General features: G+C 72.4%; 24 protein-coding genes. 11 read left to right on the forward strand and 13 right to left on the reverse strand.

The window, feature by feature from the left end; genetic code table 11:
• Window positions 1-18 precede the first annotated feature (18 nt).
• Window positions 19-975, reverse strand: a complete 957-nt coding sequence (locus ACWD0F_RS10185) for an acyl-CoA desaturase (protein WP_449873852.1) — start codon at window positions 973-975, stop codon at window positions 19-21.
• Window positions 976-1,191: 216 nt separating this feature from the next.
• On the opposite strand from ACWD0F_RS10185, the gene ACWD0F_RS10190 reads away from it, so the two are divergent.
• From ACWD0F_RS10190 to ACWD0F_RS10205, 4 genes are read left to right on the forward strand one after another with little or no spacing between them, the layout of a single operon-like run.
• Window positions 1,192-2,517 (forward strand): cytochrome P450, encoded by a 1,326-nt coding sequence (locus ACWD0F_RS10190; RefSeq protein ID WP_449873854.1) that lies wholly within the window; start codon window positions 1,192-1,194, stop codon window positions 2,515-2,517.
• Window positions 2,514-4,136: a peroxidase family protein gene (locus ACWD0F_RS10195; protein WP_449873856.1), complete on the forward strand. Its 1,623-nt coding sequence runs from the start codon at window positions 2,514-2,516 to the stop codon at window positions 4,134-4,136. Before ACWD0F_RS10190 ends, ACWD0F_RS10195 begins: the two co-directional genes overlap by 4 nt.
• Entirely contained in the window at window positions 4,133-6,277 is a 2,145-nt protein-coding gene (locus ACWD0F_RS10200; protein ID WP_449873858.1) for a hypothetical protein, read from the forward strand. Before ACWD0F_RS10195 ends, ACWD0F_RS10200 begins: the two co-directional genes overlap by 4 nt.
• Window positions 6,278-6,287: 10 nt before the next feature.
• Window positions 6,288-6,530, forward strand: coding sequence for a hypothetical protein (locus tag ACWD0F_RS10205; RefSeq protein ID WP_449873860.1), 243 nt, complete (start codon window positions 6,288-6,290; stop codon window positions 6,528-6,530).
• A gap of 94 nt (window positions 6,531-6,624) precedes the next feature.
• Here ACWD0F_RS10205 and ACWD0F_RS10210 read toward each other — a convergent pair whose 3' ends face one another.
• On the reverse strand, window positions 6,625-8,421 hold the full coding sequence (locus ACWD0F_RS10210) for a hydroxysqualene dehydroxylase (RefSeq protein ID WP_449873862.1): 1,797 nt from the start codon (window positions 8,419-8,421) through the stop codon (window positions 6,625-6,627).
• Window positions 8,422-8,516: 95 nt separating this feature from the next.
• Window positions 8,517-9,143, reverse strand: a complete 627-nt coding sequence (locus ACWD0F_RS10215) for a TetR/AcrR family transcriptional regulator (RefSeq protein ID WP_449873863.1) — start codon at window positions 9,141-9,143, stop codon at window positions 8,517-8,519.
• A 108-nt stretch (window positions 9,144-9,251) separates the two neighbouring features.
• Here ACWD0F_RS10215 and ACWD0F_RS10220 point away from each other — a divergent pair, with 108 nt between their 5' ends.
• Window positions 9,252-10,616 (forward strand): NAD(P)/FAD-dependent oxidoreductase, encoded by a 1,365-nt coding sequence (locus ACWD0F_RS10220; protein WP_449873864.1) that lies wholly within the window; start codon window positions 9,252-9,254, stop codon window positions 10,614-10,616.
• A gap of 110 nt (window positions 10,617-10,726) precedes the next feature.
• On the opposite strand, the gene ACWD0F_RS10225 is transcribed toward ACWD0F_RS10220, so the two are convergent.
• A complete protein-coding gene (locus ACWD0F_RS10225; protein ID WP_449873865.1) occupies window positions 10,727-11,536 on the reverse strand; it encodes an SGNH/GDSL hydrolase family protein in 810 nt (269 codons plus the stop codon).
• A 91-nt stretch (window positions 11,537-11,627) separates the two neighbouring features.
• Complete coding sequence (locus ACWD0F_RS10230; protein WP_449873866.1) at window positions 11,628-12,284, reverse strand: TetR/AcrR family transcriptional regulator; 657 nt, start codon at window positions 12,282-12,284, stop codon at window positions 11,628-11,630.
• A 106-nt stretch (window positions 12,285-12,390) separates the two neighbouring features.
• Here ACWD0F_RS10230 and ACWD0F_RS10235 point away from each other — a divergent pair, with 106 nt between their 5' ends.
• Complete coding sequence (locus ACWD0F_RS10235; protein ID WP_449873867.1) at window positions 12,391-12,930, forward strand: nitroreductase/quinone reductase family protein; 540 nt, start codon at window positions 12,391-12,393, stop codon at window positions 12,928-12,930.
• Window positions 12,931-12,940: 10 nt separating this feature from the next.
• On the forward strand, window positions 12,941-13,351 hold the full coding sequence (locus ACWD0F_RS10240) for a VOC family protein (protein WP_449873868.1): 411 nt from the start codon (window positions 12,941-12,943) through the stop codon (window positions 13,349-13,351).
• Between the two features lie 25 nt (window positions 13,352-13,376).
• On the opposite strand, the gene ACWD0F_RS10245 is transcribed toward ACWD0F_RS10240, so the two are convergent.
• Entirely contained in the window at window positions 13,377-15,899 is a 2,523-nt protein-coding gene (locus ACWD0F_RS10245; protein WP_449873870.1) for a LuxR C-terminal-related transcriptional regulator, read from the reverse strand.
• An 88-nt stretch (window positions 15,900-15,987) separates the two neighbouring features.
• Between ACWD0F_RS10245 and ACWD0F_RS10250 the strand changes: the two genes are divergently transcribed.
• Window positions 15,988-17,178 (forward strand): NAD(P)/FAD-dependent oxidoreductase, encoded by a 1,191-nt coding sequence (locus ACWD0F_RS10250; RefSeq protein WP_449873871.1) that lies wholly within the window; start codon window positions 15,988-15,990, stop codon window positions 17,176-17,178.
• A gap of 66 nt (window positions 17,179-17,244) precedes the next feature.
• On the opposite strand, the gene ACWD0F_RS10255 is transcribed toward ACWD0F_RS10250, so the two are convergent.
• Entirely contained in the window at window positions 17,245-17,922 is a 678-nt protein-coding gene (locus ACWD0F_RS10255) for a TetR/AcrR family transcriptional regulator (RefSeq protein WP_449873873.1), read from the reverse strand.
• A 100-nt stretch (window positions 17,923-18,022) separates the two neighbouring features.
• Here ACWD0F_RS10255 and ACWD0F_RS10260 point away from each other — a divergent pair, with 100 nt between their 5' ends.
• Window positions 18,023-19,228, forward strand: coding sequence for an FAD-dependent monooxygenase (locus ACWD0F_RS10260; RefSeq protein ID WP_449873875.1), 1,206 nt, complete (start codon window positions 18,023-18,025; stop codon window positions 19,226-19,228).
• Here ACWD0F_RS10260 and ACWD0F_RS10265 read toward each other — a convergent pair.
• Window positions 19,203-19,790 carry a TetR family transcriptional regulator gene (locus ACWD0F_RS10265; RefSeq protein WP_449873877.1) on the reverse strand — a complete coding sequence of 196 codons (588 nt, stop codon included), beginning with the start codon at window positions 19,788-19,790 and terminating at the stop codon, window positions 19,203-19,205. The genes ACWD0F_RS10260 and ACWD0F_RS10265 overlap by 26 nt on opposite strands.
• Before the next feature lie 97 nt (window positions 19,791-19,887).
• Here ACWD0F_RS10265 and ACWD0F_RS10270 point away from each other — a divergent pair, with 97 nt between their 5' ends.
• Window positions 19,888-20,925: an NAD(P)-dependent alcohol dehydrogenase gene (locus ACWD0F_RS10270; protein ID WP_449873879.1), complete on the forward strand. Its 1,038-nt coding sequence runs from the start codon at window positions 19,888-19,890 to the stop codon at window positions 20,923-20,925.
• Window positions 20,926-20,945: 20 nt separating this feature from the next.
• On the opposite strand, the gene ACWD0F_RS10275 is transcribed toward ACWD0F_RS10270, so the two are convergent.
• From ACWD0F_RS10275 to ACWD0F_RS10285, 3 genes are read right to left on the reverse strand one after another with little or no spacing between them, the layout of a single operon-like run.
• A complete protein-coding gene (locus tag ACWD0F_RS10275; RefSeq protein ID WP_449873881.1) occupies window positions 20,946-21,578 on the reverse strand; it encodes a pyridoxamine 5'-phosphate oxidase family protein in 633 nt (210 codons plus the stop codon).
• Window positions 21,579-21,595: 17 nt separating this feature from the next.
• Window positions 21,596-21,982 carry a nuclear transport factor 2 family protein gene (locus ACWD0F_RS10280; protein ID WP_449873883.1) on the reverse strand — a complete coding sequence of 129 codons (387 nt, stop codon included), beginning with the start codon at window positions 21,980-21,982 and terminating at the stop codon, window positions 21,596-21,598.
• Window positions 21,979-22,638 carry an SDR family NAD(P)-dependent oxidoreductase gene (locus ACWD0F_RS10285; RefSeq protein ID WP_449873885.1) on the reverse strand — a complete coding sequence of 220 codons (660 nt, stop codon included), beginning with the start codon at window positions 22,636-22,638 and terminating at the stop codon, window positions 21,979-21,981. Before ACWD0F_RS10285 ends, ACWD0F_RS10280 begins: the two co-directional genes overlap by 4 nt.
• Window positions 22,639-22,874: 236 nt before the next feature.
• Here ACWD0F_RS10285 and ACWD0F_RS10290 point away from each other — a divergent pair, with 236 nt between their 5' ends.
• Window positions 22,875-23,672, forward strand: a complete 798-nt coding sequence (locus ACWD0F_RS10290) for a Stf0 family sulfotransferase (protein ID WP_449873887.1) — start codon at window positions 22,875-22,877, stop codon at window positions 23,670-23,672.
• 16 nt (window positions 23,673-23,688) lie between these two features.
• Here ACWD0F_RS10290 and ACWD0F_RS10295 read toward each other — a convergent pair whose 3' ends face one another.
• Window positions 23,689-24,354 carry a DUF5825 family protein gene (locus ACWD0F_RS10295; protein WP_449873889.1) on the reverse strand — a complete coding sequence of 222 codons (666 nt, stop codon included), beginning with the start codon at window positions 24,352-24,354 and terminating at the stop codon, window positions 23,689-23,691.
• A complete protein-coding gene (locus ACWD0F_RS10300) occupies window positions 24,351-26,294 on the reverse strand; it encodes a RiPP maturation radical SAM C-methyltransferase (protein ID WP_449873890.1) in 1,944 nt (647 codons plus the stop codon). Before ACWD0F_RS10300 ends, ACWD0F_RS10295 begins: the two co-directional genes overlap by 4 nt.
• Window positions 26,295-26,326 lie beyond the last annotated feature (32 nt).

Genomic DNA, 26,326 nt, shown 5'->3' on the forward strand with positions numbered 1-26,326 from the left:
GCGGTGGGTGGATCGGGGTTATGGCCGGTGGTCGGTGCGGTGGGAGGTGAGGCGGTCGGGGGCCGGCCAGCGGACGCCGTGGGCCCAGCCCGCCCGCTCGAACCAGCGGATCAGCCGCGCGCTCGGATCGAGCTGGCCCTTGAGCACGCCGTGCCGGGCGCAGGCCGGCTCCACGTGGTGCCAGTTGTGCCAGCCTTCGCCGAGCGTCAGCATCGCCACCCACCACACGTTCGACGAGCGGTCCCGGGTGCGGAACGGGCGGTCGCCGAAGGTGTGGGCGACCGAGTTCACCGACCAGGTGACGTGGTGCACCACGGCGTAGCGGATCAGGCCGCCCCAGAGGAGGGCGCTCCACGCGCCCGCCCACGACATCGACCACAACCCGCCGGCGGCGGCGGGCAGCGCGAACGACAGGACCATGACCGCCGGGTAGGCGGCGTCGAAGCGCCGCACGTCCGGGTCGGCCAGCAGGTCCGGCACCCAGTGCCGGCGGCTGGAGCGGCGCCGGGCCGTGTAGAACCAGCCGATGTGGGCGTGCAGCATGCCGCGCAACAAGGCCGGGCCGCTGTCGCCGTAGCGCCACGGTGAGTGCGGGTCGCCCTCCCGGTCGGCGTACTTGTGGTGCCGGCGGTGCTCGGCGGCCCACAGCGTGACCGGCCCCTCGACGGCCATGCCGCCGGCCAGCATGAGCGCGACGCGCAGCGCGCGGTTGCACTTGAAGGCGCGGTGGGTGAAGAGCCGGTGATAGCCGATGGCGATCCCGAAGATGCTCACCAGGTACATCACGATCGCGATGACCAGGTCGCGGGGACCGACGCCCCAGCCCCAGGCGGCCGGCACCGCGAGGGCGAGCAGCACCACGGGCGCGATGACCAGGACGACGAGGTAGGCGGCGCGACGGCCGGTGGTGACCGTCACCGTCTCCGCCGTGCCTGGCCCCGTGCCGGTGCCCGGTCGCGGGATGGGAGCGGTCACGTTTCCTCCAGGAGCGGTACAAGACGATCAGGCTCCCTATTGAACGGCCGGTTCCCTGTAGTGCGGCTATGTCCAGACAGTGACGGATCGATTACTCAGAGGAAGCAAAACAATGCGTTCGCCAGCCATGAAGAAAGCGCAGGCGCCTCCCTAGATTGTGATTGCGCGACGTGATCATCGCTGTTCGCTCCGACGTCAGGCGGAAGGGTCTACCGAATGGGTGTTGCCGATCAGGAGGCCGCGGACGGCCGTCTGGAGAGATACGACGAGGAGCTGGCCCGTGACCCGATGTCCGCGTTCGGCCTGGTCCGGGAGTGGATGCGGACCGACTGGCGATCCCTGTTCGCCGAGCTCCGCGAGCGGCGCCCCATCTTCGTCACCCCGGTCTTCACGGTCGTGACCCGCTTCGCCGACGTCACCGAGGTGCTCTCCCGGGAGGAGGTCTTCTCGGTCCGGGCCTTCGGTCCGCGCCTCGACGCCGCGCTGGGGGGCCCGTTCATGCTGGGCAGGGACGCCACCCCGATGAACTGGCGGGAGAAGGGCCTGATGCAGGTCATGCTCGACCCGCGGGACGCGGCCGCGCTGCGCGAGCTGGTGGGGAGCATCGCCGACGAGCTGCTCGACGCCGCCTGCCTCGATGGCCGGCCCGACGGCTGGCCCGATGGCCGCCTTGAAGCGGTCGGCTCGTTGTTCCGGCCCGTCGCCCTGGGCGTGTGCGCCCGGTACTTCGGCGTTCCCGGCCCCGACCCGCAGACGTTGTCACGCTGGACGCGGGCGATCGTCACCGACGGCTTCGCCAACTACTCGGGAGACCCGGAGATCCAGGCCGCGTCGGTCCGCGCGGGCACGGAGCTGATCGACCACCTGCGCGATCGGCTCGCCGGCTACCGGTCCGCGCTGCGATCGGGGCAGGAGGTGCCCGACGACGTCTTCGCCCGGCTCGTCCGCTCCGCCCTGCCGCCCGAGGCCGGCGTGCCCGACGAGCGCATCCTGATCAACATGGCCGGGCTGCCCCTGGGTTTCGTGGAGAGCGCGCCGGGGGCCATGACGGAGGCGGTCGAGCAACTGCTGCTGCGCCCGCAGGTGCTGGCGGAGGCGGTGGCCGCAGCCGGCGACCCCGAGCGCTTCGACCGTTATGTCTGGGAGGCGCTGCGGTTCAGCCCGTTCTTCAAGCTGCTGCCCCGGCTCTGCGAACGCGACCACGTCCTGGCCGCCGGCACCGCACGCGGCGCGCTGATCCCGGCGGGCACCTTCGTTCTCGCGGCGCCGGCCTCGGCCATGTTCGACGCCGACGTGGTGCCGGAGCCCGGCGAGTTCCGCCTAGACCGTCCTCGCCACCACCAGATGTTCTTCGGCGCCGGTCATCACGCCTGTCTCGGCGTGCACGTGGCCGGCGTCGTGATCGGTGAGACCGTACGCCGTCTGCTGCTGCGTTCCGGCGTGCGCCTGCTTCCGCCGCCGGAGGGGCGGATCGAGCGCTCCCACGAGATCTTTCCCGACCGGTTCGTCCTCGGGTTCGGCAACGAAAGGCGGCAGGGATGACGGCGGCGGACGGATCGACGGCGGGCGGATCGGTGGCGGCGGGCGGTTCGACGGCGCGCGGCATCGCCGCGGACGGTCTCGTCAACCGGCTCAGGTTCCTGGCCCTGACCAACGGCCGGCCGTTCTGGGATCTCGTGCAGCGAGTCCAGCCGGTCCGGCGCCGCGTCAACGCCGCGCTGATCGACCGCGCGATCCGCGAGATGCCGCCCCGGCCCGAGCCGCTGAGCACGATGGCCGACTACACCTCCTGGACCTCGCTGACCGACCGCTCCTACAGCGGCAGGCACCTGCCCCCGGCGGCCGTCGCCGAGGATGGCCGGCCCACGCCCGAGCGCGCCGCCGAGCTGTTCACCCGCGGCGAGAGCATGATCCCCTGCCCGCGCTCCACGGTGCTGTTCGCCTACTTCGCCCAGTGGTTCACCGACGGCTTCCTGCGCGGCGACGTCAACGTTCCGCGAGATCCGCGCAAGAGCAGCTCCAACCACCACATCGACCTCAACCAGGTCTACGGTCTCAATGAGGCGGCGACGGCCGCGCTGCGCGCGTTCGACGGCGGGCTGCTCAAGAGCCGGCTCATCAACGGCGGAGAGTTCCCGCCGCTCCTGTGCGAGCACGGCAAGATCAAACCGGAGTTCGCCGCGCTGAGCGTCATCCGGTTCGCGGACCTCACCGACGCGCAACGCGACACGCTCTTCGCCACCGGCAGCGACCGGGGCAACGGCCAGATCGGCTTCACCATGCTCACGGTGTTGTTCCTGCGCGAGCACAACCGGGTGGCCCGGCTGCTCGCCCGGCACCACCCGGACTGGGACGACGAGCGGCTGTTCCAGACGGCGCGCAACGTCCTCATCGTGCTGCTCATCAAACTCGTGGTCGAGGAGTACATCAACCACATCACCCCCTACCACTTCCGGTTCAGGCTGGACCCGCGGTTGTCGGCGATGCTGGCGGGCGCGCCGTGGCACCGGGAGAACTGGGCCTCGGTGGAGTTCAACCTCGTCTACCGCTGGCACAGCCTGATCCCGTCCCGCCTGTCGGTGGGTGGGCGCGACCTGCCGATGGGGCAGACCCTGTTCGGCAGTTCGCTGCTCCCCGGCGCCGGTCTCGGCCGGCTCTTCGAGGACGCCTCCCGCCAGCGGGCCGGGCGCATCGGGCTGTTCAACACCGACCCCCTCCTGCGGGTGATCGACACGGCCAGCATCGCCGACTCCCGCGCGCTCCGCCTGGCCCCGTACAACGACTACCGCGAGCACTGCCGCTTCCCCCGGGTGCGCGACTTCGGGCAGATCTCCGGTGACGCGCGGGTCACCGGCGCGCTGCGCGAGCTCTACCGCAGTGTGGACGACCTCGACTTGTACGTCGGGCTCTTCGCCGAGGAGCCCGGATCCCCCGGCGCGATCCTGCCGCCCCTGCTGACCAAGATCATCGCTATCGACGCCTTCTCCCAGGCGCTCACCAACCCGCTGCTGGCCCCGAGGATCTTCAACGCCGCCACCTTCTCCCCGCACGGGGTCAGGGTGATCGCGGCCACCCGCACCCTGTCCGACGTCCTGCGCCGCAACACGCCGGAGGATCCGGCCCCCCGCCACGTCGGCATGTCCTGGTCGGCGCGGCCATGAGCGGCAAGGCCGAGCCGGCCGCCGAGTCGTTGCGCGGCGCGGCCCGCGAGCTGGTCGACGTCGCCGTCACGATCCAGGAGGCGGCCGCGCACGCGACGGCCGCGCTCACCGACGGCGCGCTGCTGCGCGCCCTGCCGAAGGCGCCGTCGGCGGGCCACCTGGTCTACCGCGCGCTGCTGCGGGCCGGCACGAACGGCCGGGGCCTCGGGTGCGCGCTCACCGGCGGCCCGCTGGCCACCGTGGCCGCCAAGGCCGGCGCCATGGTGGGGGCGGAGAGCCTGGCCGTCCGCGTGCTGGCCACCTCGCTGCGGCTGCGCGTCGCCGCCGTCGCGATCGACCACCCCGAGCTGACCCACGACCCCATGCTCGCCCGGCTCATCGACGCGGCCGCCGCCGACCGCGACCTGGAGGCCGTCAAAGCCCTGCGCGTCCTGCTCAAGGACCGGGGCGCGGTGCGCGCGCTCAGCCAGCTCGCCCCGGTCTTCGGCGAGGTCCTCGCCCTGCGCGCGCTGCTGGACGAGAACCCGCTCAACGACGCCGCCGCCTGGCTCATCGCGACCGGCAAGGGTTACGCCACCGCCGACCCGATCACGGGCATGAGCAACAGGGCCGTCGCCGTCCTCGACACCGGCGAGGGCGCCGCCCGCCGAACCGACCTGACCGGCGCCGAAGCGGCGCGGCTGAGCGGGCGCGGCTCGCTGCTGGGTTTCCTGGGCAACATCAGCGTGGTCGGCACCACGGGGCGGATCCTCATCCAGAGCGTCGAAGGTCCCGACGGGGTGCTCCGGCACGTTCTCCTGGCGCCGGGCATGCGGGCGGGGCGGCCCGACGGCGACTCACCCCAGGATCTGCTCGGCGCGTTCAGCAGCGCCGTGCTGGCCAGCAGCCCCTACAGCCGCGCGCTGGCCAGGGCCGTCGCCGACTACGGGCTGCCCGCAGGCGCCGAGCTGGCACTCATCGGGCACAGCGCGGGCGGCGGGGCGATCATGAACCTGGCGCAGGACGCCGAGTTCTGCGCCCGCTACACGGTCACCCACGCCGTCGCCGTCGGCTCGCCCGTCGACTTCAAGCGGCCCGCCGACCCACGCACCTGGGTGGCCAGCGTCACCAACCAGCACGACATCATCCCCACCCTCGACGGACAGGGCGCCGGCACCTGTTTCGCCCTGCATCCCTCCTGGTACGTCGTCGACTACCACGACCCCACCCACCTGTTCCCGCTCTGTCACAGCATCGATCACTACCTGGCCAACCTCGCCGACGACCTGCCCGAGGCCCGCGACCACATCGACGAACGGCTCACGCCCGTGCGCGGGCCGGTCGTGCGCTCGCAGGCTTACCTGCTGTTCGACCGCTCGCCCGACCCGGAGGACTTCCCCTTCCTGACCGTGCCCACCTACGCGCTGGACGGCCCGGAGGGAAAGGTCGAGCTTCCGATCAGGTGCCAGAGCGGCAGCACGCTGACGGCGTACTTCGCCGTGGACCCGGCGGCGGTGGCCGGCCTCCTGGAGGGGACCGGGTTCGGTCCCCCCGTCCAGGTCGCGGGCCGGGCCCTGGTCGCCGTACACGCCGCCGCGAACCGGCGCACCAGCGTGGGCGGCTACCGCGAGGTGCACCTCGGCGTCGTCGTGCCCGGCCCGTGGCGGCGGCGGCCCCTCCTCCTCTGGCCCGACCTGCTGCGCGGGGCGGCCCGGCGGCACTCGGGCAGCTTCCTGCTCGGCTCCGTGGTCGACACCCCGGCGGCCGGCGCCGCCGCGCCGCGACTGTGGGGCGGTGAGACGTACCTGACCTCTCTGGACCTCCGGCTCGCCGCCGGATCCGTCCAGGTCGCCGTCGGCGACCCCGGTCAGCGGATCCTCACCCTGCGCGGGCGGCTCGGTCCCGGGCTGCCCGTGAGCGACCGCGACCTGGTCGGCTACACGCGCGGGGCCGGCAGCGCGCTGCGCTCCTGCGTGCGGACCCGCGGGCCGGCCTGGCTGCACCCCATGCCGCGGCTGCGCCTGGCCGTCGGGCCCCAATCTCACCCACTCGCCGAACGGCTCCGCGAGCTGGGGCTCGACGGCGTCCGCCCGCTGCTGTGCCTGTCCGCCACCCATCGCCAGACGCTCAGGGACGCCGCCGTCCCCGTGCCGAACCCCTGACGGAGGAGCCATGCCAGCCGAGCCCACGGCGATCAGCGCCCACGCCGAAGTCCTGCGGTCGGACGCCCGCGCGCTCATCGCCTGCGCCGAACGTCTGCGCGCGATCCAGGACGGCTTGGAGGCCGATGGCGTCGCACCGCCGTGGTTGTGCGAATCGGTGAACGCCCACCTCGCCGCATGCGCCGCGGCCGCCGCCGATCTCGACAGGGCCGCGGCGCGCCTGCACCGCTACGCGGGCCGCGCGCATCCGTGACGGGCCGGCGAGCCGGTCGCGGGGCCGCGCGCACCCGTGACCGGTCGGCGAACCGGTCGCGGGCCGCGCGACCCCTGACCGGTGACCGGCGACGTCACCGCCCCGGCCAGTACGGGCTGAACAGGTCGAACTGGTTCGGCAGGCCCAGCAGGTAGCGCGCGTCGTCGGTGTTGTACAGCGGCTTGAACTCGCGGGGCAGATAGAGGCTGAAGAGCTGGGCCCGGGCGGCGGAGGAGCCGGCGGCGTCGAGGATGCCGTTGGCCGCCATGCGCCCGGCCTCGTTGCCGCCCTCCATCGTCGCCAGGTTGATGCTGTTGCGGACGAAGTCGGCGGCGAGGAACAGGTTGGGGATCTTGGTGGTGGCGGTCGGGCGGTTGCTCCAGGACGCGGGCGTGTTGATGAGCAGCGGCTCGTCGTTGGCCGCGGCCGCGGTGCCCTCGCCGGTGATCGCCGGATCCACGAACCAGGACCGTACGATCGAGTCGGGCAGCAGCGCAGCACCACCGGGCAGCGCGGCGCGCACCTGGGCCAGGACCTCCTGCACGATCTCCGGCCGGGTGCACTGCTTGGCGGTCTTGCCGAACAGGACGCCCGGGGTGCCCCAGTCGGAGAGGTCGAGCGACAGGCAGTCGGTGACCGTGCCGTCGCCGTAGCTCGCCGCGAAGTTCCGGCTCCAGAACTGCGCCTGACTGATCGAGGTGAGCGCCCACGGGGTGCCCGCGTAGATGAGATGGCCGTTCGCGATCGGACGGGGCTCCTTGAGGTAGATCATGACCCCGTTCATCCAGTCCGTCTCCAGATGGTCGAGCCGGGCCAGAGCGGGGTCGGCCGCCTTCATGGCGGTGGTCAGCAGCGGCCGCAGGCGCTCGACCGGGAGGGCGGCCACGTAGTGGTCGGCGGTGACGGTGCCGGAGGCCCCGCTGGGGTCGGTCACCCGCGCGCCGGTGATCCGGCCGCCGGCGTAGTCGAACGCGGTGGCGGTCCACCCGACCTTGAACTGCACGCCGAGAGTGGTGAGGTGGCTGATCCAGGGGGTGAGCCAGACATCGTTGGAGGGGCCGTTGAGTACCTGGTCGGGCGGGCCGTACGGGCCGAGGCCGAGGGCGCTGTAGACCAGCGCCTCGAACATCAGGCCCATGGTGCGGGTGTTGGCCTTGTCCGGCTGGGCCGCGACCAGCGACGCCGTGAATAACTTGACCAGCAGATCGCGGTATTCCGGCGACATGATGTCGGCCTTGATGAAGTCGGCGAAGTTCATGTTCTCCCACTGGCCGAGCCGCCGGCGCGGGCCGCTGGTGACGAAGGTCACGAGCTTGGAGACGAAGAACTCGATCTGCGACAGCGGGACCGTGGTGACGGCCGTGAGGGCACTGCGTACGTAGTCCCTGATCGCTTCGGGGGTGAGGGATCCGCCGATGTCGCCCGGCACCGGGACGCGCAGTTCCTTCCCCTTGTACGCGATCACCGCCAGGCTCGCCGAGACGAGGTTGTCGTGCACGGTGCCGGACCCGAAGGGGATGCGGCTCATGGTGTCGGGCAGGTTCTGGTAGAAGCCGGGGAAGAACCGGAAGCCGTGCTCGCCGGGCAGGTCCTGCCTGCCGCCGGTGCCGGTTCCGGGCACGGGGATGCTCCTGGACTTGCCGCCCAGGGCCTTGCGCTCGTAGACGGTGACCTGGAAACCGCGTTCGGCCAGTTCGTGGGCGGTGCTCAGCCCGCCCATCCCGGCGCCGAAGATGGCCACGCTCTTGCCGGCGGCGCTCACCAGAGAGGGCGCCGCGTTGGCCGCCGCCGTGCCCCACAGCGGCCCGGCCGCCGCGCCGGCCGCCGCGGCCGCCGCGCCCGTGACGAAGCTCCGCCGTGCGATTCCGTGGTTGTTGTCCTGCTGGTCCATGACGGAACCTCCGCACCTAACCGACACTGCTGTTGGTTCAGTTAGGCGAACGATGAACGCGCGGCGCACATCTGTCAATACGTGAGAGTGAAGGCTCAGTGAGCGTCGGTGCCCGGGAGCTGAGACAGCCCGTTCCAGAGCACGAGCATGGCGGCTTCGACGAGTTCGTCCCGCGCCACCGAGGGATGCCGGGCCCACCACTGGGCCAGGCCGTCGGTGCCCGAGATCAGCAGCTCGACCACCGCCTGGGCGGTCTCGCTCTCCGGGTCGAGGCCGAGCCGGCGCAGATCCCGCCCGAGCATCGCGGCGACCGAGCGGGTGCGGGTCTCCCTGATGCCCCAGCGGACGGCCTTGATCTCCGGATCGTCCTCGTCGGTGTGGTCGAACAGCAGGCGACGTGCGGCCGGGCTGCCCTCGGCGAAGCTGAAATAGGCGTCCAGCGTCGCGCGCAACCGCCGGCCCGGCGAGCCCGAGCCGGTGATCCTGGCGCCGACGTGCGCCACCAGCAGGGCGTTCTGCTCCTGCAGGACCGTGATCATGAGCACCCGCTTGGACGGGAAATGGTCGTAGAGCACCGATCGCGTCACTCCCGCCGCGATCGCGATCTCCTCCATCGCGGTGGCGTGGTAGCCCCGCCCGGCGAAGACCTCCAGGGCCGCCTCGGCGATCCGGGCCCGGCGGGCCGAGCCCGGCATGCGCTTCTTCAGCTCCCTGCTCGCCATGCCGTGCACACTACCGCCCGACGGGAGGTTGACTCAGGACTTCCGGCCGCTTACCGTCCAATCAACCGACAGACGCGTTGGTTGACGGGCTGTCTGCGAGGAGGTCCGATGGTCGAGCAGGCCGACGTGGTCATCGCCGGGGCACGCTGCGCGGGCTCGGCCGCGGCCGCCACCCTGGCCAGGGCCGGCCGCCGGGTGATCGCGGTGGATCCGGCACGGTTCCCCGCCACCACGGTCTCCACCCACCTGCTCTTCGCCGGCGGTGTCGCCGAGCTGGCCCGCGTCGGCGCCCTGGATCGCGTCGAGAAGATCGGCGCGCCACGGCTCTCGCACGCTTTCATCGGCGGCCCCGGCCACGCGGCCGACGGCTCGTACACGCCGGTCGACGGGATCGACTACGGCATGTGCGTGCGGCGCGCGCCCCTCGACGAGGCTCTCGCCGAGACCGCCCGCGAGGCCGGAGCGGAGATCAGGCAGGGGCATCGGGTCACCGGCCTCCTCTGGGAGGACGGCCGGGCCGTCGGCGTGCGCGTCCAGGACCAGAGCACGCGCGGGTCCGGGCACGGCGGCCAGGAGTACGAGATCCGCGCCGCCCTGGTCGTCGGCGCGGACGGCCGCCGCTCGACCGTCGCGCGGCTGGCCGGCGCGGAGCGCCCGCGCATCGCCCACGCCAACGGCCGGGCCTGCTACTACGCCTACTACGAGGACCCGCATCGAGAGTGGCGTTCCACCGCCGCGATGTGGCTGACCGGCCGCGAGCTGGGCAACGCCTTCCCCTGCGACGGTGGGCTGACGCTGGTGCTGCTGATGCCGCCGGTCGAGCGGGCGGCGGACTTCCGCGGCAACCTGGAGGCGGAGTTCGACCGGACCGTGGGCCTCGTGCCGGGGCTCGCCGCGCGCCTGGCGGGCTGCGCCAGGAGCACGAAAATCGTCAGCTCCGCCGAGCATCCGTCGTTCTTCCGGCGCTCGTCCGGCCCCGGCTGGGTGCTGATCGGCGACGCGGGGCACTTCAAGGACCCCGTCACGGCGCAGGGGATCCGCGACGCCGTGCGGTTCGGGCGGCTGCTGGGCGAGGGCGTGGCGAACGTCCTGGACGACCCTGCCGCGCTCGACCTAGCCACCGCCGACTGGGAGCGCGTGCGCGACGCGCAGTGCGTGCACACCTACCACTGGACGAACCTGCTCGGCCGCGGCGACGGCCTGGCACACGTGCAGTTCGAGTTGCTCCGGGCGCTGACCGGCGGGCCGGACGGCGTCCGCCGCGTCCTCGACGTCTACTCCCGCATCCGTGACCCACGCGAAACCCTGGCCCTGCCTGGCCTGCTCAAGGCCACCACGCGCGCACTGCGCGGCGGCGCCGGCGCGCGACCGGCCATCGTGCGGGCGGTCGGCGACACCCTCCGCGAGCTCGCCGGCCACCGGGCGGAGGCCAGGCGGCTGCTGGCCGGTGAGGCGGCAGCCGCCCGCAGGTGAACATCCCGGCCGGTGGGACGCCAGCCGCCCGCAGGTGAGCATCCCGGTCGGTGCGGCGGCAGCCGCCCGCAGGTGAGCATCCTGGCCGCGCCACGGGGCGCCGCCGGGTCTTACTCCTCGTCGCGGAGCAGCACCACCGGCCCGAGGTCGGGGCGCTTGGCGCTGCGGCCGTCGCCTGAGGACCGGCCCCGCATGCGGCGGTAGATCCACGGTCCGGCGAAGCCGGCGACCCAGCGGACCTCCGTTCCCGCGGAGCGCAGGCGGCCGCGCGGGGCGGGTGGGTCCAGCGGGGCCGACCAGGCGTCGTCGCTGCCGGGAAGCCCGAGGGCGTGGGCGAAGGCCGCGGCGATCCTGGCGTGGCCGAGCGGGCTGGCGTGCAGGCGGTCGGTGCTCCACATTCTGGCGTCCGTGGTGAAGGCGTGCGGGAAGGTGTCGATCACGATGACGCCGTGGCGGGCGGCGGCCTCGCGGACGTACGCGTTCAGGGCGAGCACGCGGGGCAGCAGCGGCCGGGCCAGGGGCGCGATCTTGCCGATGTCGGGGAAGGTGAGCGTCAGGACCTGCGTGCCCGCCGCGGTGAGCGCGGCGAACATCTTCTCCAGGCTCGCGGCGACCGTGACCGCGTCGAAGCCGGGCCTGATCAGGTCGTTCATCCCGGCGATGACCGTGGCCAGGTCGGGCCGCAGCCGCAGCGCCGGGGCGAGCTGCTCGGTGCGGATCTGCTCGGCCAGCCGGCCGCGGACGCTCAGGTTGGCGTAGTGGAGGTCCGGGTACGCCGCGGCCAGGTGCTCGGCGAACCGGTCGGCCAGCCCGCGGTAGCCGCGGGTCTCGTCGCCGTCGCCGAGGCCCTCGGTCTGGCTGTCGCCCAGCGCGACGTACCGGGTGAAGGTCCTGGCCTGGGGCGGCGTGTCGTGGGTCATCGGTCCTCCTCGTAGGGGTGCGCCGTGCGGGGGCGGAGCGGGGCGGCGGTGCTCGGGCGCCGGATGCGCATGGACGGCTTGCGGGGGATCGTCATCCGTTCGGGGCCGTGGTCCGCACCGCGGACAGCAGAAGGTCGACGCCGAAAGAATAGTAGGCGTCGAGGTCGGTGGGGCCGGAGAGGGTGGCGGCGAAGGCGGTCAGGTGGGGGTAACGGCCGGGGGGCAGGCGTTCGAGGTCGAGGCGATGGTGCCGCCTGATCTCCGCGGCCTCCTCCTCGTCGCTCCCCACGCCGCCCGGCTGGCAGGACACCATCGCCACGGCCCCCAGCAGCAGGTAGCTGGCCACCTGGTCGGCCTCCTGGAGGGTGAAGCCGGCCTCGGTGAGCAGCCCGATCGCGGTGTCGGTGACCCGGCGGTATTCCTGGGTCGCGCTCCTGCCGATCAACGGCAGCAGGGTGGACAGGTAGGGGTGCGCGCGGGTCTGCTCCACCAGCGCGGTGACCATCGCCCGCAGGCCCTGGTCCCAGGGCCGGCCCGGGTCCACGCCGGCGACGAGCGCCGCGAGCAGGTGGTCGCCGACCGCGGACAGCAGCTCGTCCTTGTCCTTGACATGCCAGTAGAGCGCCGTCGGCGTGACGCCGAGCTCGGCGGCGAGCCGGCGGATGGTGACCGCTTGCAGCCCGTCGGTGTCGGCGATCTTCAACGCCCGCTCGATGACGGCCTGACGGGTCAGTTTCTCTGGAGCCACTTGACAACTGTACGGAGCGCGAGGTGTCATGTGCAACGTTCATGTACGTTGTTCATGTACGACGTTCATGAACAACGTACAGGAGAGCTCCGAAGGGAGAAAGCAGATGGTGAGACCGAAGGCCACGCGCCTGCATCGCTTGGATCACTGGCTGTATCGCGGCGGCCGGCCCAACCGCCTGGCCCGCGCGATCAACCGGGTCTGGGCCACGGTGTTCGCGACCGGGGTGCTGCAGCCGGACCGGATGATCACCCTGCGGGTGCCGGGCCGGCGTACCGGCCGCGTCATCTCCTTCCCGCTGGTCGTCGCGGACCACCAGAACGAGCGGTACCTGGTGGCGATGCTCGGCCAGGACACCAACTGGGTGCACAACGTCCGCGCGGCCGGCGGGCGGGCGGAGTTGCGGCACGGCCGCGTCGAGGCCGTGCGCCTGGACGAGGTCGATCCCGGCGCCCGCGCGCCCATCCTGCGCCGCTACCTGGCCTGCTCGCCGGGCGGCCGCACCCACATCCCGGTGGACCCGCAGGCGCCGCAGGCGGAGTTCGAGCGGATCGCCGCGCGGTATCCGGTCTTCCGCATCACGCCCGACCAGCCGCCGAGCGGGCCGAGCAGGATCGGAGAAGCGGACCGCGCCACCGGCTCCTAACGTGTGCGGCATGACCATCGCACTCCAGTACTGCCACATCACCGTCAACGACCTGGACGAGTCGCTCGGCTTCTACCGCGACGCGCTCGGCCTCGAAGTACGCAACGACGTCCCGTCCGGCGAGTTCCGCTGGGTCACCCTCGGCAGCCCCACCCAGCCGGACCTTGAGATCGTGCTCTCGCAGCCGCACGCCGGCCGTTCCCAGGCCGACGGCGACACCCTGCGCGAACTGCTCACCAAGGGCGCCCTGCCGATGATCGTCTTCAGCACCGACGACGTCGACGCCACCTTCGAGCAGGTACGCGCCTCCGGCGCCGAGGTGCTGCAGGAGCCCATCGACCGGCCCTGGGGGCCGCGCGACTCGGCCTTCCGCGACCCCTCGGGCAACATGGTGCGGATCCAGCAGGAGGCCAAGGCGTAAGGCGTCGCGGCCCGTCCGGTCGCCCTCAGACGTCGGGAAGCTGGCCGCGCTGCTCGATGTTCAGCTTGCGATAGATCCGGTGCAGGTGGCTGTGGACCGTACGGACCGACAGATGCAGACGCACGGCGATCTCCCGGTCGGACAGCCCGCGCGCCGCGAACCCGGCGACCTCGTGCTCCCTGCGCGTGAGAATCGCCGGAGGGGAGCGGACGCCCGGCGTGCGGGCGCCCTCGCAGACCGCGAACAGCTCCGCGAAGCGCGCCGACGATGCCAGCGCCGACCCGAGCCGGCCCTCGGCCCGATGGATCAGGCCCGCCTGGGCCGCCGCCTCGGCCGCCCACAACACGCAGCCGGTGGCGGCGGCCTCGCGGGAGACGTCGTCGAGGGCGGCCGCGTCCCGGCGGGCGAGGGCGGCGGCGTTCCTGACCATGAGCGGCTGGAGGGCGCTCTGGCTCGCCGCGGCCAGACGCCGCAGATCTTCGACGACCGCGGCGGCGGCTCCCAGCCGCGCGGCTTCGTGCAGCACCCACGAGGCCATCAGCATCGAACCGACCTGCTCCAGCTCCGCGGCCTGACCGCGGGCGAGATCCACCGCCGCCGTGAGATCGCCTGCGGCGTACCGGGCCCAGACGGAGCCGCTGCGGCGCGGCGCCGCGAAACCGTCGGGCAGGGCGGCGCGCAGCCGCTCCGTCGCCCTGCCCGCCCGCTCCGTCTCGCCGAGCAGGGATTCGGCCTCGGCCAGCGCGTCCAGACCCCACATCTGCGGGTTCGCCGGAATGCCGTGGATCGGCATGACGGCGAGCGCCTCCCGCAACCAGCGGCGGGCGGTGGCCGGGCGGCCCGAGAGCAGGAACACCTGCCCGAGATCGTGCGCCCAATAGGCGCGCCACGTCGCGACCCGTCCCGCCGCCTCCCCTTCCAGGGCGGACAGGCCGAGCTCGATCGCCTTCGCGATCTGCCCGTCGAGCGCCAGGGCCTGGAGGAGGGCCATGCGGATGAGCTCCGCGCGCGGCCCGTCAGCGGTTTCGAGCACGGAGCCGGCCAGGTCCATCGCGTCCCGGGTGCGTCCAGCGCAGGCGAGCGCACGCACCTGTGACACCGCGAGCCGGGAACGCATCTCGCGATCGGCCGGATGACGCCGAAGCAGCCGATCTCCGGTCGTCACCGACTCGTCGATGTGCCCGACCGCGAACGCCTGCGCCGCCTGGCTCACCTCCAGCCGCAGCCGTACCCGCGGGTCGGCCGTCGTGCGCGCGGCCGACGACATCGTCCGGCGGGCCTCGTCGATCTGACCGCGGACCAGATGCACGCGTGCCCGCGCCGAGAGCGCCTCGGCGCGGGCGGCGTCGTCGGGCGCGGCCGACTCCAGCGCACGAGCCAGCTCGACGGCCTGCTCCGCCTTCCCGAGATAGGGCAGCTCGGCGACGAGCGCCAGCCGGGCCTCGAACGAGCCGTCGCCGTCCACCGCCGCCTGGAGCAGGCGCGCGGCGAGCTGGTGCTGCAGCCCGTCGGACGCCTCCCTGGCCGCCTCGCGCAGCAGCCTGGCGTCGGCGGGGACACCCGCTTCCACTCGCCACACGGCGATCCTGACCCGGTCACGCCGCCGGCGTGCTCCGGTGGCCTCGACCGCGCCGGCGAGCCTGCGGCGATGCTCGCGGGCCCGCAGCGGGGGAAGGGTGGCGCGCAGCGCCTCGCCGTACAGGGGGTGGACGAGCGCGACGAGCTGGCGCCGGCGGTCCGGAAGCGCGGTGAGCAGGCGCTCGGATTCGAGCGCCGCGATCACCTCGGCGTCGAGCAGGCGTTCCAGGATCGCCGCGCCGACCGGCTCGGCGAGGGCGACGAGCTCGGCCGCGGCCCGTACGGCGGGGTCGAGCCGGTCGAGGCGCGCGGCGATGACGGCGGGCAGGTTCGCGGCCTCGAAGATCGGCTGCAGGAGCCGCCAGACGCCGTCGATCTCGGTGAAGGTCGCGGTCTCGACGAGCTCGCGCAGCAGGAGGGGATTGCCGCCGCTCAGCCGCAGGAGCAGGGCGGGCAGCGCCGACTCCACCTGGCCGCCGCCGAGCGCGGCCGAGAGCAGCTCCGCGACCTCGCCCTCGGTCAGTCCCTCCAGCGCGATGCGGTCGAGGTCGCGCCACCACCCACCCGACTCCCGTACGGCCATCACCACGGGGACCGACATGCCGTCGAGAAGATGCCGGGCCAGAGCCGCGGACGCCGGATCGAGCAGGTGGGCGTCGTCGATCACCAGCGCTCCCGAGCCCGCGATGCGGGCGGCCGCCGCCGTCAGCGTGCGGGTGAGCTCGGCGTCGGCCGCCTGGGGAGGGAGCAGGTGGGCGAAAGGCAGCAGCGGGATCCCGCCAGGCGTGGCGAAGACCCAGCTCACCGGGACTCCGGCGGCCTCGGCCCTGGTCCTGGCCTCGGCGAGCAGCCGGCTCTTGCCGATCCCGGCCGGTCCGGCGACCACCACGCCGGGGCGCGCCCGTCCGGTCATCACCGCCACTATGCGATCGAGCTCGCCCTCGCGGCCCACCAGTGGCCAGGTGCTCATAGCGGGAGGGTACTGCGCATGACGTTTCGGGAGAATGCGGTAATCGGCTACTGATGCGCGGGCTGCCGCTCCGCCGCACCGTGGTCCCATGACGTACGACGTTGTCATCGTGGGTGCGGGGGTGGCCGGATGCACGGCCGCGATCCTGTACGGCAGAGCGGGCCTGCGGGTCGCGCTCATCGAGAAGCACCACAACATCTCCACGCACAAGGCCCTCTGCGGGCACTTCGTGCTGGCGGGCACCCAGCCGATGTTGCGGCGGACCGGCCTCTGGGAGGCCATGGTCGAAGCGGGCGCCGCGACCGGGCACATCTCGCGCTGGACCACCGCCGGCTGGTTCGTGCCCGAGCCCGGCCTGCCCGAGGCCATCAGCCTGCGCAGGGAGAAACTGGATCCGCTCCTGCGGACGCTCGCGGCCGGGACACCGGGTGTCGATCTCCTGCTGGGCCGGACCGTGACGGGGCTGCTGGAATCCGGGCGGCGGGTCACCGGCGTGCGGGCCGGCGACGAGGAGATCCACGCGCGGCTGGTCGTGGCGGCCGACGGGCACAGGTCCCCGGTGGCCCGGCTCGCGGGCGTCGCGGACGACGTCGCGCCGAACGAGCGTTTCGGCTGGTGGGCCTACTATCGCGGAGTCGTGCCGAACGGGCCCGGCGGGAACCAGATCTGGTCGCTGGACCCGGACGTCGGCATCCTCATCCGCACCGACGACGACCTGCACATGCTGGTGGCCTTCCCCGCGAAGGCCCGGCTCGGCGACTTCCAGGCCGACCGGCCGGCCACGCTGGAGCGGTTCATCGCCGCGCTTCCCGACGCGCCGGACCTGTCCTCGGCGGAACGGGTCTCCAAGGTGATCGGCACGAACGACTACCCGTGCGTCCGGCGCGACCCCGTTCCGCGACCCGGACTGGTGCTGGTGGGCGACGCGGCCATCACGGGCGACCCCACCCCGGCAGTCGGCTGCGGCTGGGCGTTCCGGGCGGCCGAGTGGCTGGTGGAGTCGACGGCCGCGGCGCTGCGCGACGGCTCCGATCCGGCCGCGGGGCTGGCGGGCTATCGGCGGGCACTGCGCTTCATCGAGGCGCATGACCGGATCGGCCGCCAGGACGCCCGCGCGAGGCCGGCGAACCCGGTGCAGCGGCTGATCACGAAAGCCGCCCTGCGCGACCCGGAGCTCGGCCGCCGCGTCTACCTGTTCTCGATGCGCGCCACCCCGGTGAAAGCGTTACTCAACCCAGGCACCGTCTTCCGGGCCCTATGGGCGGTCATGCGTCCGTGAGCGGCCGGGGGGATCAGCGGTCGCTCGTGAACGGTGGCTTGGGAAGGGTCGCTTGTGGACGGTGGCTTAGCGGTCGCTCGCCTGTGGTGACTCGACGGCCGTGTAGTGGCGCAGGTCGGTGGCGGTGTAGGGGGCTCCGGGGAGCGGGGAGGCCGGGCCGGCGCGCAGGCCGTTCAGCACGATCTCCGTCACCCGGGCCATGGCCTGCTCGCCGGGCAGGCTCGGCGGCGTGTAGACGTGCAGGGTCATCAGCAGCGCGATGTCGCCGGGGCCGATGTCGGCGCGCAGGTCGCCATCGGCCTGCGCCACCTCCGTCATGCGCAAGATCGTGGCGACGGCGCGCTGCCGGATCTCGTGCAGGTCGGGACCGGTACGAAGCTCCTGATGCAGATGCGGGTCGAGCTTGGACGACAACTCGCCCAGCCGCAGCCCGGTGCAGGCGCGCAGGAAGCGGCAGAGCGCCGCCCAAGCCCCGGGCTCCTCGCGCGAGGCGGTCTCGGCCAGGTCCGCGATGCGCCGCAGGGTGCGCTCGCCGACCGCGTGGAGCAGCGCCGCCCGGTCGGGAAAACGACGGTACAGCGTGCCGATGCCGACGCCCGCCTGGCGCGCCACCTCCTCCAGCGCCACGTCGACGCCCTGCTCCAGGAACAACCGCTCGGCGGCCGTGACGATCAGGTCGCGGTTGCGGCGCGCGTCGGCGCGTAGTTCCGCCGCCCCCTGTGCTCGGCCCATCTCGCTCGTCACGCCTGCCGCCCTCTGCCGGAATCCTTAGTGGATGCTTTTCCTCCAGTTATGTTAGCATCCGGGTAAGTGGAGGAAAATCATCCAGATGTTGAGGTGTGCCATGAACGAGCGGACTGTGCTGATCTCCGGAGCCGGCGTCGGCGGCCCGGTGCTGGCCTACTGGCTGGCCCGTTCCGGCTTCCGGGTCACTGTCGTCGAACGCGCCCGCACGCTGCGCTCCAGCGGCAACCCGGTGGACGTCAGAGGCCCGGCCCTGACCGTCGCCGAACGGATGGGCGTCATCCCCCGGCTGCGTCAGGCGGCCACCGGCAACGCCGGGCTCAGCTTCGTCGACGCCGGCGGCAGGCGCGCCGGCCGGATGGACATGGGCGCCCAGCAGCGGGCCGGCGAGATCGAGCTGCCGCGCGGCGACCTCGCCTCGATCCTGTACGAAGCCGGCCGCGACGACGCCGACTACCTCTTCGACGACTCCATCACGACCCTCCACCAGGACGGTCGCGGCGTCGACGTCACCTTCGAGCGCGCCGCGCCCCGCCGTTTCGACCTGGTGATCGGCGCGGACGGCCTGCATTCGGTCACCCGCCGGCTGACGTTCGGGGCGGAGGAGGGGCACGTGCGCCACATGGGCCTCTACGTCGCGACCACGCCACTCGGCGGCGGGACCGGGCGTGGCCGCGACGTCGTCATGCACAACGCCCCCGGCAAGGCGATCGCCGTCAGTCCCACGCCCGGCGGCGACCTGGCGTTCTTTCTCTACCGCTCCCCGGCCGAGCCCGGCTTCGACCCCAGGGACACCGAGCAGCACAAGCGGATGCTGGCCACCGCGTTCGCCGGGGTGGGCTGGCGGGCGCCGGAGTTGCTCGAACGCGTCCGCGCCGCCCAGGACCTCTACTTCGACTCGGTGAGCCAGGTGCGCCTGTCCCGCTGGTGGAACGGCCGTGTCGCGCTCCTCGGCGACGCCGCGTCCTGCGTGTCGCTGTTCGGAGACGGCTCCACCCTGGCCATGGCGGGCGCGTACACCCTCGCCGGGGAACTGTCCGCCAGTCCCGGCGACCCGCAGGCGGCCTTCAGCCGGTACGAAGCCGCGCACCGGCTCCTCGTGGACCCCAAGCAGCGCAACATCGGCCGGGCCGCGTCGCTCATCGTCCCGGCCACCCGTGGCGGCATCGTGGCCCGCAACCTGGCCACCCGCCTGGGGCCGGCCATGGCCGCCGCCTCCCGGCTCCGAACCGCCCTCCGCCGCCCGCCGACCACCCCCACCCGCTCGCCCGCGGCGGATCTCAGGCGGTCGTCACGGCGCGTCTGACGCTCTCGCGGAGCAGCGCGCGACGCCGCTCGTGCAGGTCGGCGGGCTCCTCGGCGGTCGCCGCGTAGACGTTGCTGACCGGCGACCAGGCCATGGACATGGCGATGACCATGGCCATCACGTCGAACGGGTCGCCCGGTATCACGGTGCCCGCGGCCTGCGCCTCGGCGATGGCCCGCAACTTGTGGTCGTCGAGCCGGCCGGTCTCTTCGACGAGGTGACCGGCGGGGCGCCGCTCCAGCCGGGCCCAGGTGGCCAGGCGGATGAGGTCGGGGCGGCGGAGGTATTCGTCGTAGAGGCGCACGGCCCAGTCCGCGAGGTCGGCGGCGTCGATCGGGACGACGTTGACGATCCGCTCCAGCGAGCCGAAGAAGATGGCGTCGAACAGCCCTTCCTTGTTGCCGAAGTAGGCGTAGAGCTGGGCCTTGTTGGTGCGTGCCGCGGCCACGATCCGCTCGATGCGCGCCCCGGCGATCCCGTGCTCGGCGAACTCCTTCGTCGCCGCGTCGAGGATGCGGCCGCGGGTCGCGGCGCCGCGCGAGGTCAGTGGCTGGTCGACCATGCCGGTCAGCCTATCAAACAGAACAGTCGGTTTGCTTTGCGGGGGGCACCCGGCTAGGGTCAAAAAGACCGAACAGTCTGTTTAAAAGGAGTGCGGCATGAGAACCACGGTGGGATGGCGGGCGGACGGTCCCGCGGCGACGTTGCGGCGGGTGTCTCTGGAACGGCGCGACCTGCGTCCCGACGACATCGCGGTCCGGGTGGACTACTGCGGCGTCTGCCACACCGATCTGCACGCCGTCCGCGCGGGCGAGACGACCACGCCGCTGGTGCCAGGCCATGAGTTCACGGGCGTGGTGACCGAGGCGGGGCCCGAGGTCACCCGGTTCACCGTCGGCGACCCGGTCGCGGTCGGCAACATCGTCGACTCGTGCGGCGGGTGCGCCATGTGCCGGGCCGGTCAGGAGAACTTCTGCCACGAGTTCCCGACCCTGACCTACGGCGGCACCGACCGCCATGACGGATCGACCACCTTGGGGGGATACGCCCGCGAATACGTGGTCCGCGACCGATTCGCCTACCTCTTGCCCGCCGGCCTCGACCCCGCCGCCGCGGCCCCGCTGCTCTGCGCCGGGATCACCGTCTGGGAGCCGCTGCACTCACTCGGCGTGGGGCCGGGCACCCGCGTCGCCGTGGCGGGACTGGGCGGCCTGGGCCATCTCGCGGTCAAGCTCGCCGTGGCGCTCGGCGCCGGCACCACGGTCATCAGCCGCTCGGCGGGCAAAGCCGACGACGCCCGCCGGCTCGGCGCCCACGACCTCATCGTCTCCACGGACGCGGAACGGATGGCCGGCGCCCGGGACCGGTTCGACGTGGTCATCGACACCATCTCCGCCCCGCACGACCTCGGCCCCTACCTGCGGCTCGTCGCGATGGACGGAACACTCAGCCACGTCGGGCACCTCGGGCCCGTCACCGTGCGGACCACCGACCTGCTCGTAGGGCGGAAGAAGCTCAGCTCCGCGGGCAGCGGTGGCCGGCCCGCGACCGCCGCCCTGCTGGACTTCTGCGCCGAGCACGGCATCACCGCCGACATCGAGCTGCTCCCCTCGGCGCGCGTGAACGAAGCCCTCGACCGCCTCCAGCGCAACGACGTCCGCTACCGCTTCGTGCTCGATCTGTCCGACCTGTCCTGATCGGCCGGTCGGCGCCGGAGTCAGTACTGGTTCATCTTGGCGTCGAGCGCCAGCCCCGCGTCGATCGCCTTCGCGGGCACCCCCTTGATGCCCAGGTGATCCTTGGCGATCCGGCCGAGCGTGGGCAGGCTCTTACGGTCCGGCCAGCTCTCGGGCTTCCACAACGACGAGCGCAGGAACGCCTTCGAGCAGTGCATGAACAACTCTTCGACGTCGATGAGGAGCGCCAGCCGGGGCCGCTTGCCCTGAACCATGAGGTCGTCGAAGAACGGCGCGTCCGACACGAGCGTCGCGCGGCCGTTGACGCGCAGGGTCTCGTTCATCCCCGGCACGATGAACAGCAGCCCGGCGTGCGGATTGTCCAGCACGTTGCGGAGACTGTCGAGCCGCTGGTTGCCGGGCCGGTCGGCGAGCACCAGGCGGTGGTCGTCGAGGACCAGCACCGATCCGGCGGGGTCGCCGCGGGGCGAGATGTCGCAGGTCCCGTCCGAGCGGGAGGTGGCCAGCAGCACGAACGGCGAGTGCGCGATGATCGTACGCGCGTGCTCGTCGATCCGGGCGATGTCCTTGTCCCAGATGGGCTGCGGCGGATCCTTCACGATCTCCCGAAGCTCGGCCTCGGTCCCCACCGTACGGAACTCATCAGTAGTCACATCAAACTAAGGTAAGCCTAACTAGAAGGCGTGTCGAGATTTTCGCGGGTGGCGGCGTGGTACTGGTGGATGAGCCAGGTGTCCGCCGCCCGTTCGGCCACGATGGACAGGCGCACGGGGTGGACGTCACCGGTGGGCGCGGTGAAGGTCACATCCGCGAACCCGTGCACGATCGTCTGGCCCAGCAGGGCGGCGGACAGCACCTCGGCCCGCGCCGTCGTGCCGGGGACGACCCTGTCGTAATACCCGAAGACCTCCTCCGGGCCGTGCCGCAGTCGCGGGCTGATGCCCTGGAAGTGCGCGCCCGCGCTGAACAGGGCGGCCATCTCGGCCGGGTGGTGCCCGTCGAAGGCCCGCCGCCAGGCGTCGAGCAGCCCGGTGAGCACGTCCTCGGCGGCGGTCATCGCGCGGAGCCGGCGTGCAGGGCCTCCTGCTGCCACTCGTGCCGTGGCTGCGTGTGCAGCCGCCAGTAGTGCTCGGCGATGTCGTCCGGGTCGAAGTCGGTGCCGGGGGCGACCGGGCCGGCCACGGTGACGCTCGCCACGTGTACGCCGGCGGGTCCGTATTCCTGGTCGAGCAGCGTGACCAGGGTCCGGACGCCCGCCTTGCCCAGGGAGAGGCTCACGTACTCCGGTTTGGGCTCGGGCATGCCCCCCGTGATGAGGAACGTTCCCTTCCCGCGTGCCGCCATGGCGGGCGCGACGTGGGCCGCCGCGTTGAGCGCGCCGACCACGTTCACCGCCCAGGACTCCATGTGACCGCGTACCGACAGCTCGCCCGGCGCGTCCGCCTGGATGATCGCGGCGTTGTACACGACGATGTCCGGCTCGCCGTGCGCGCCGGCGGCCTGGTCGAGCGCGGCGTTCAGCCCGGCCTGGTCGGTGCTGTCGGCCTCCAGCGTGAGGACGGGGACACCACTGGGGGCGACCGCCTCGTACGCGGCACGCAACGTCCGGTCGCTCCTGGCGATCAACGCGATCGGCAGCCCCTCCTTGGCGAGGCGGCGGGCCACCGCCTGCCCGATCCCCGGACCCGCACCGATGATCACAGCACCTGACATCGACGTACTCCTCACTTTCGCGATCTACGACACGCGGGATGGTAAGCCATCACATCAATGTGAGAGTCAAACGAAGGGGCGCCGTCCGGTGCCCGGCCCCGCGTGCGACACTCAAGGTCGCGCCCCGGTCTCGGTGGCCCGAGGATCGCCGCCGCGTCACTCGCCTTCGCCGCCCGCCGCGACGCCCGCGACAGCGGCGGCTGACTCATCGAGTGGTGCGGTGGTAGGTATGGACTGTGGCGCCTTTCGTCCGGACCAACCGCCGGGAGTTCGACTTCCCCCCGTTCGCCGGCCTGCCTCCCGTTCGCTATGTGCTGGCGGCGGCACCCCGCTCCGGCAGCAACATGCTCGTGCGCGCGCTCTGGCACACCGGCCGGGCCGGGTTCCCCGACGGATACCTCACCGACGCCCACGTCCTCGACTACTTCGAGCGCTGGGGCTTCGACACCGCCGATCCGGCCGGCCTGGCGCAGGACTACGTACGTCGCCTGATGACCTGCCGGACCAGCCCGAACGGCGTCTTCGGCATCAAGGTGCACGGCGAGCACCTGCTGAGTCTCGAAGTCGACCTGGACGAGCTCCTCATGTCCCCCCGCTACATCTGGTTGCGGCGCAGGGACGGCCTTCGGCAGGCCATCTCGTACGTCCTGGCCGAGCAGACCGGCGTCTGGATCGTGGACGGGGTCTATGTGTCGATCAGCCAGGCGCTTTCCGAGCCCCGCTACGACTACGCCGAGATCCGCCACCACCTGAAGCGGCTCGACCGTGAGGCGAGGTCGTGGGAGGCGTATTTCGGCCGCCGCGCCGCCGCGCCGCACGTCGTCTTCTACGAGGACCTGCTCGCCGACTATCCGCAGATCCTCCTCGGTTGCCTGCGGCACCTGGGCGTCGACCCGCCCGGCTCCCTGCCGGAGCCCGGCATCAAGCGCCAGGCGGGCGAGATCACCGAACGGTGGCTGGAGCTGTTCGAGCGTGACAGCGCCCGGTACGGCGACGACGTTCCGGCAGTGACCGTCACGAAAGCGTCGAGCTGAGTTACGGCGCGGACCGTCACGGGATCGTCGAGCTGAGCGGCCAGCGCCTGATCCGGTACGGCGTCCACCACACGAACCCGCCCACCCGGTGCAGCAGGTCCGCCCGCAGATAGTGCTCGGTCACCTGCTCAGGAAGGGCCGCCGCCCGGATGCCGCGCAGCAGGGGCGCGATCGCCTCCTCGCGGTGCGGGCTGCGGATGACGAGCCGCCTGAACGTGCCCGACCGGCGGTCACGGATCTCGATGAAGCCGGGGCCGAGCCGGTAACCGCACTTCGCGATGTGGAAGGAGTCGCGCCACTCGGCCGCGATGCCGTCGCCCGCGGACCCCGCGGACACGGCGGCCGGCGGGTGGAGATGGCTCAGCGACCGCCAGTGCGCCGCTTCGGCCGGCAGGCGGATCGTCCAGTCCACCGCGATGCCGTGGCTGGTCAGCTCGCGGATGACGGTGAGGGCGGCCACCGCCACGGCGCCGTCCACGTCCTCCAGATCGACCGGGTCGTCCAGGCGGGCGAGCTGGATCCTGTCGTCCGCCAGGTGCGACGCCGTCTCCATGGGGTTCCCGACGACGCTCAGGCGGCCCGCGTACACGCCCCGGACGCGCATGGCCGCCGGGTCGCGGTCCTTCCACAACGTCATCGGGACGAGAGCCGACGGCCCGGCCTCGGCCGGGCGGGTGCTCATCGGGACGCCCCGGTCACCGCGGCCTGAGGCGCCGCGATGGCGAGTGCCGGTACGAGCGGCTCGCCGCGGCCCAGGTTCCCGCCCTCCAGACGCATCAGGTCCTGGTTGGCGCCGGCCGGCGCGACGTGCACCGCCTGGCCCGCGTCGCAGAAGATCAGGCCGAGCACACGCCAGCGCGCGAGCAACGCGTCGATCCGGTCCTCGGTCACGCCCTCGTGCCCGGCCGCGGCCTTGCGCGCCAGACCGGCCGTGCTGTGCGGCGTGTCGAGCAGGCGGAACACCGTCACCTCCAGCGGATCGGCGAGATCGAGCACGTGCCAGGAGAAGCCGGGTCTGGTGTCGACGACGACGATGTGGTCACCGAGGTCGCAGTGGGTCAGGCGGCTGCGCGGGTAGGCGTCCGTCCAGTCGGCGACGGCCCCGCGCAGGCGGTCGAGGCAGTCCGCGCCGATGCCGCGGTGCGGCGAGTCGAAGACGTAGACGAGGTCGGCGAGCTCGGCTTCGGGAAGATCGTAGATGTGCCGGTAGTGCGCGGCCGGACGGAGCTCACCGAAACCCAGCTCGGGCCGGTCGAAGTAGGGGCTGAAGCGCTCGACCTTCAGCCGGGTGGCGTTCGACGGCGGCATGAGGTGGTGCAGGGCGGGCGCCTGGTCGATCACGTTGTCGTAGTCGGCCTCGGACTCGCCGGGGAAGCCGTAGAGGTAGTTCCAGTTCAGGTTGATGCCGACGGTCTCGGCGTCGCGCAGCAGCCGGACGTTCAGGCAGCCGCTCACCCCCTTGTCCATCAGCGTGAGCACCTGGCTGCTGAGGTTCTCCACCCCCGGCTGCACGTAGCCGATGCCAGCCGCGCGCAGGATCTCCAGCTGGTCGCGGCGCAGGTTCGCCTTGATCTCGTAGCCGATCCGCAGGTCGTAGCCGGACTCCTGGAGGCGCGGGGCCATCGAGCTCAGGTAGGCCATGTCGAGGATGTTGTCGGTCACCCATATGTCGAGGATGCGATGCCGTTCGACCAGGGTGAGGATCTCCTCGACGAAGGTGCCGGGATCCTTGCTGCGGAACTGCATGAGCGAGCCGTTCAGCCCGCAGAACGTGCAGTGGTGCTTCTCGCCCCACCAGCAGCCGCGCGACCCCTCCACGGTGAGCCGCGGCTCCACCCACGCGCCCGCGACGGACCTCGCGTGCCGCTCGAAGTAGTCGCCGAAGTCGGGCGGGACGAGCGCGCCGGGCGGCAGCGGGCGGGCCTCCACCGCGTTCGTGACGGACTCGCCCAGCGGCCCGCGCCAGCACAGACCGGCGATCCCGCTGACATCACGCGCGCTCCCGGCCTCGGCGCGGATCGCGGTCAGCAGGCGGGGGAAGGCCAGCTCGCCCTCACCGCGCACCACGAAATCGACGAACGGGAAGTTCCGGTGCATCGCCGCGCCCTGCGGCCCCTCGCAGTTCGCGCCCCCCAACACCGTGACGATCTCCGGCGCCCGCGCCTTGATCGCGCGCGCCGTCGCCAGGGCCGCGGCGTTCTGCGCGAAGGTGGCGGTGAACCCGACCACGTCCGGCGCCATGGCCACGATCCGGGCGGCGGTCTCCTCGATGAACAGCGGCGCGAGCTCGTGGAGCTCCGTCGCCTTGGCGAGCATCGGCTCCGGCACGCTGCCACCGAGGAACTCGGCGTACTCCGCCACCCTCCACCGGGGCCGCTCGTTCAGCGCCGCCGAGAAGATCCACTCGCTGTGGCCGGAGAAGTAGGAGCTCACGAAGGTGTCGTACTCCTCGAAGGAGAAGCCGACGTGGGCGTCCACCCAGTCGATGTAGTCGAGGTTGGCGTGCACGACGTCCACGTGGTCGTCGGGGAACACGTCGAGGACCCGGCGTTTGAGGACGCCGAGCGAGAGCGACGGCGCGTCGATCGTCGACCACGGCATGTCCACCAACACGATGTGCATGGGCCTTGCCCCTCATCTCCAGGTCGTACCAG

The sequence above is a fragment of the Nonomuraea sp. NPDC002799 genome (assembly GCF_053592075.1).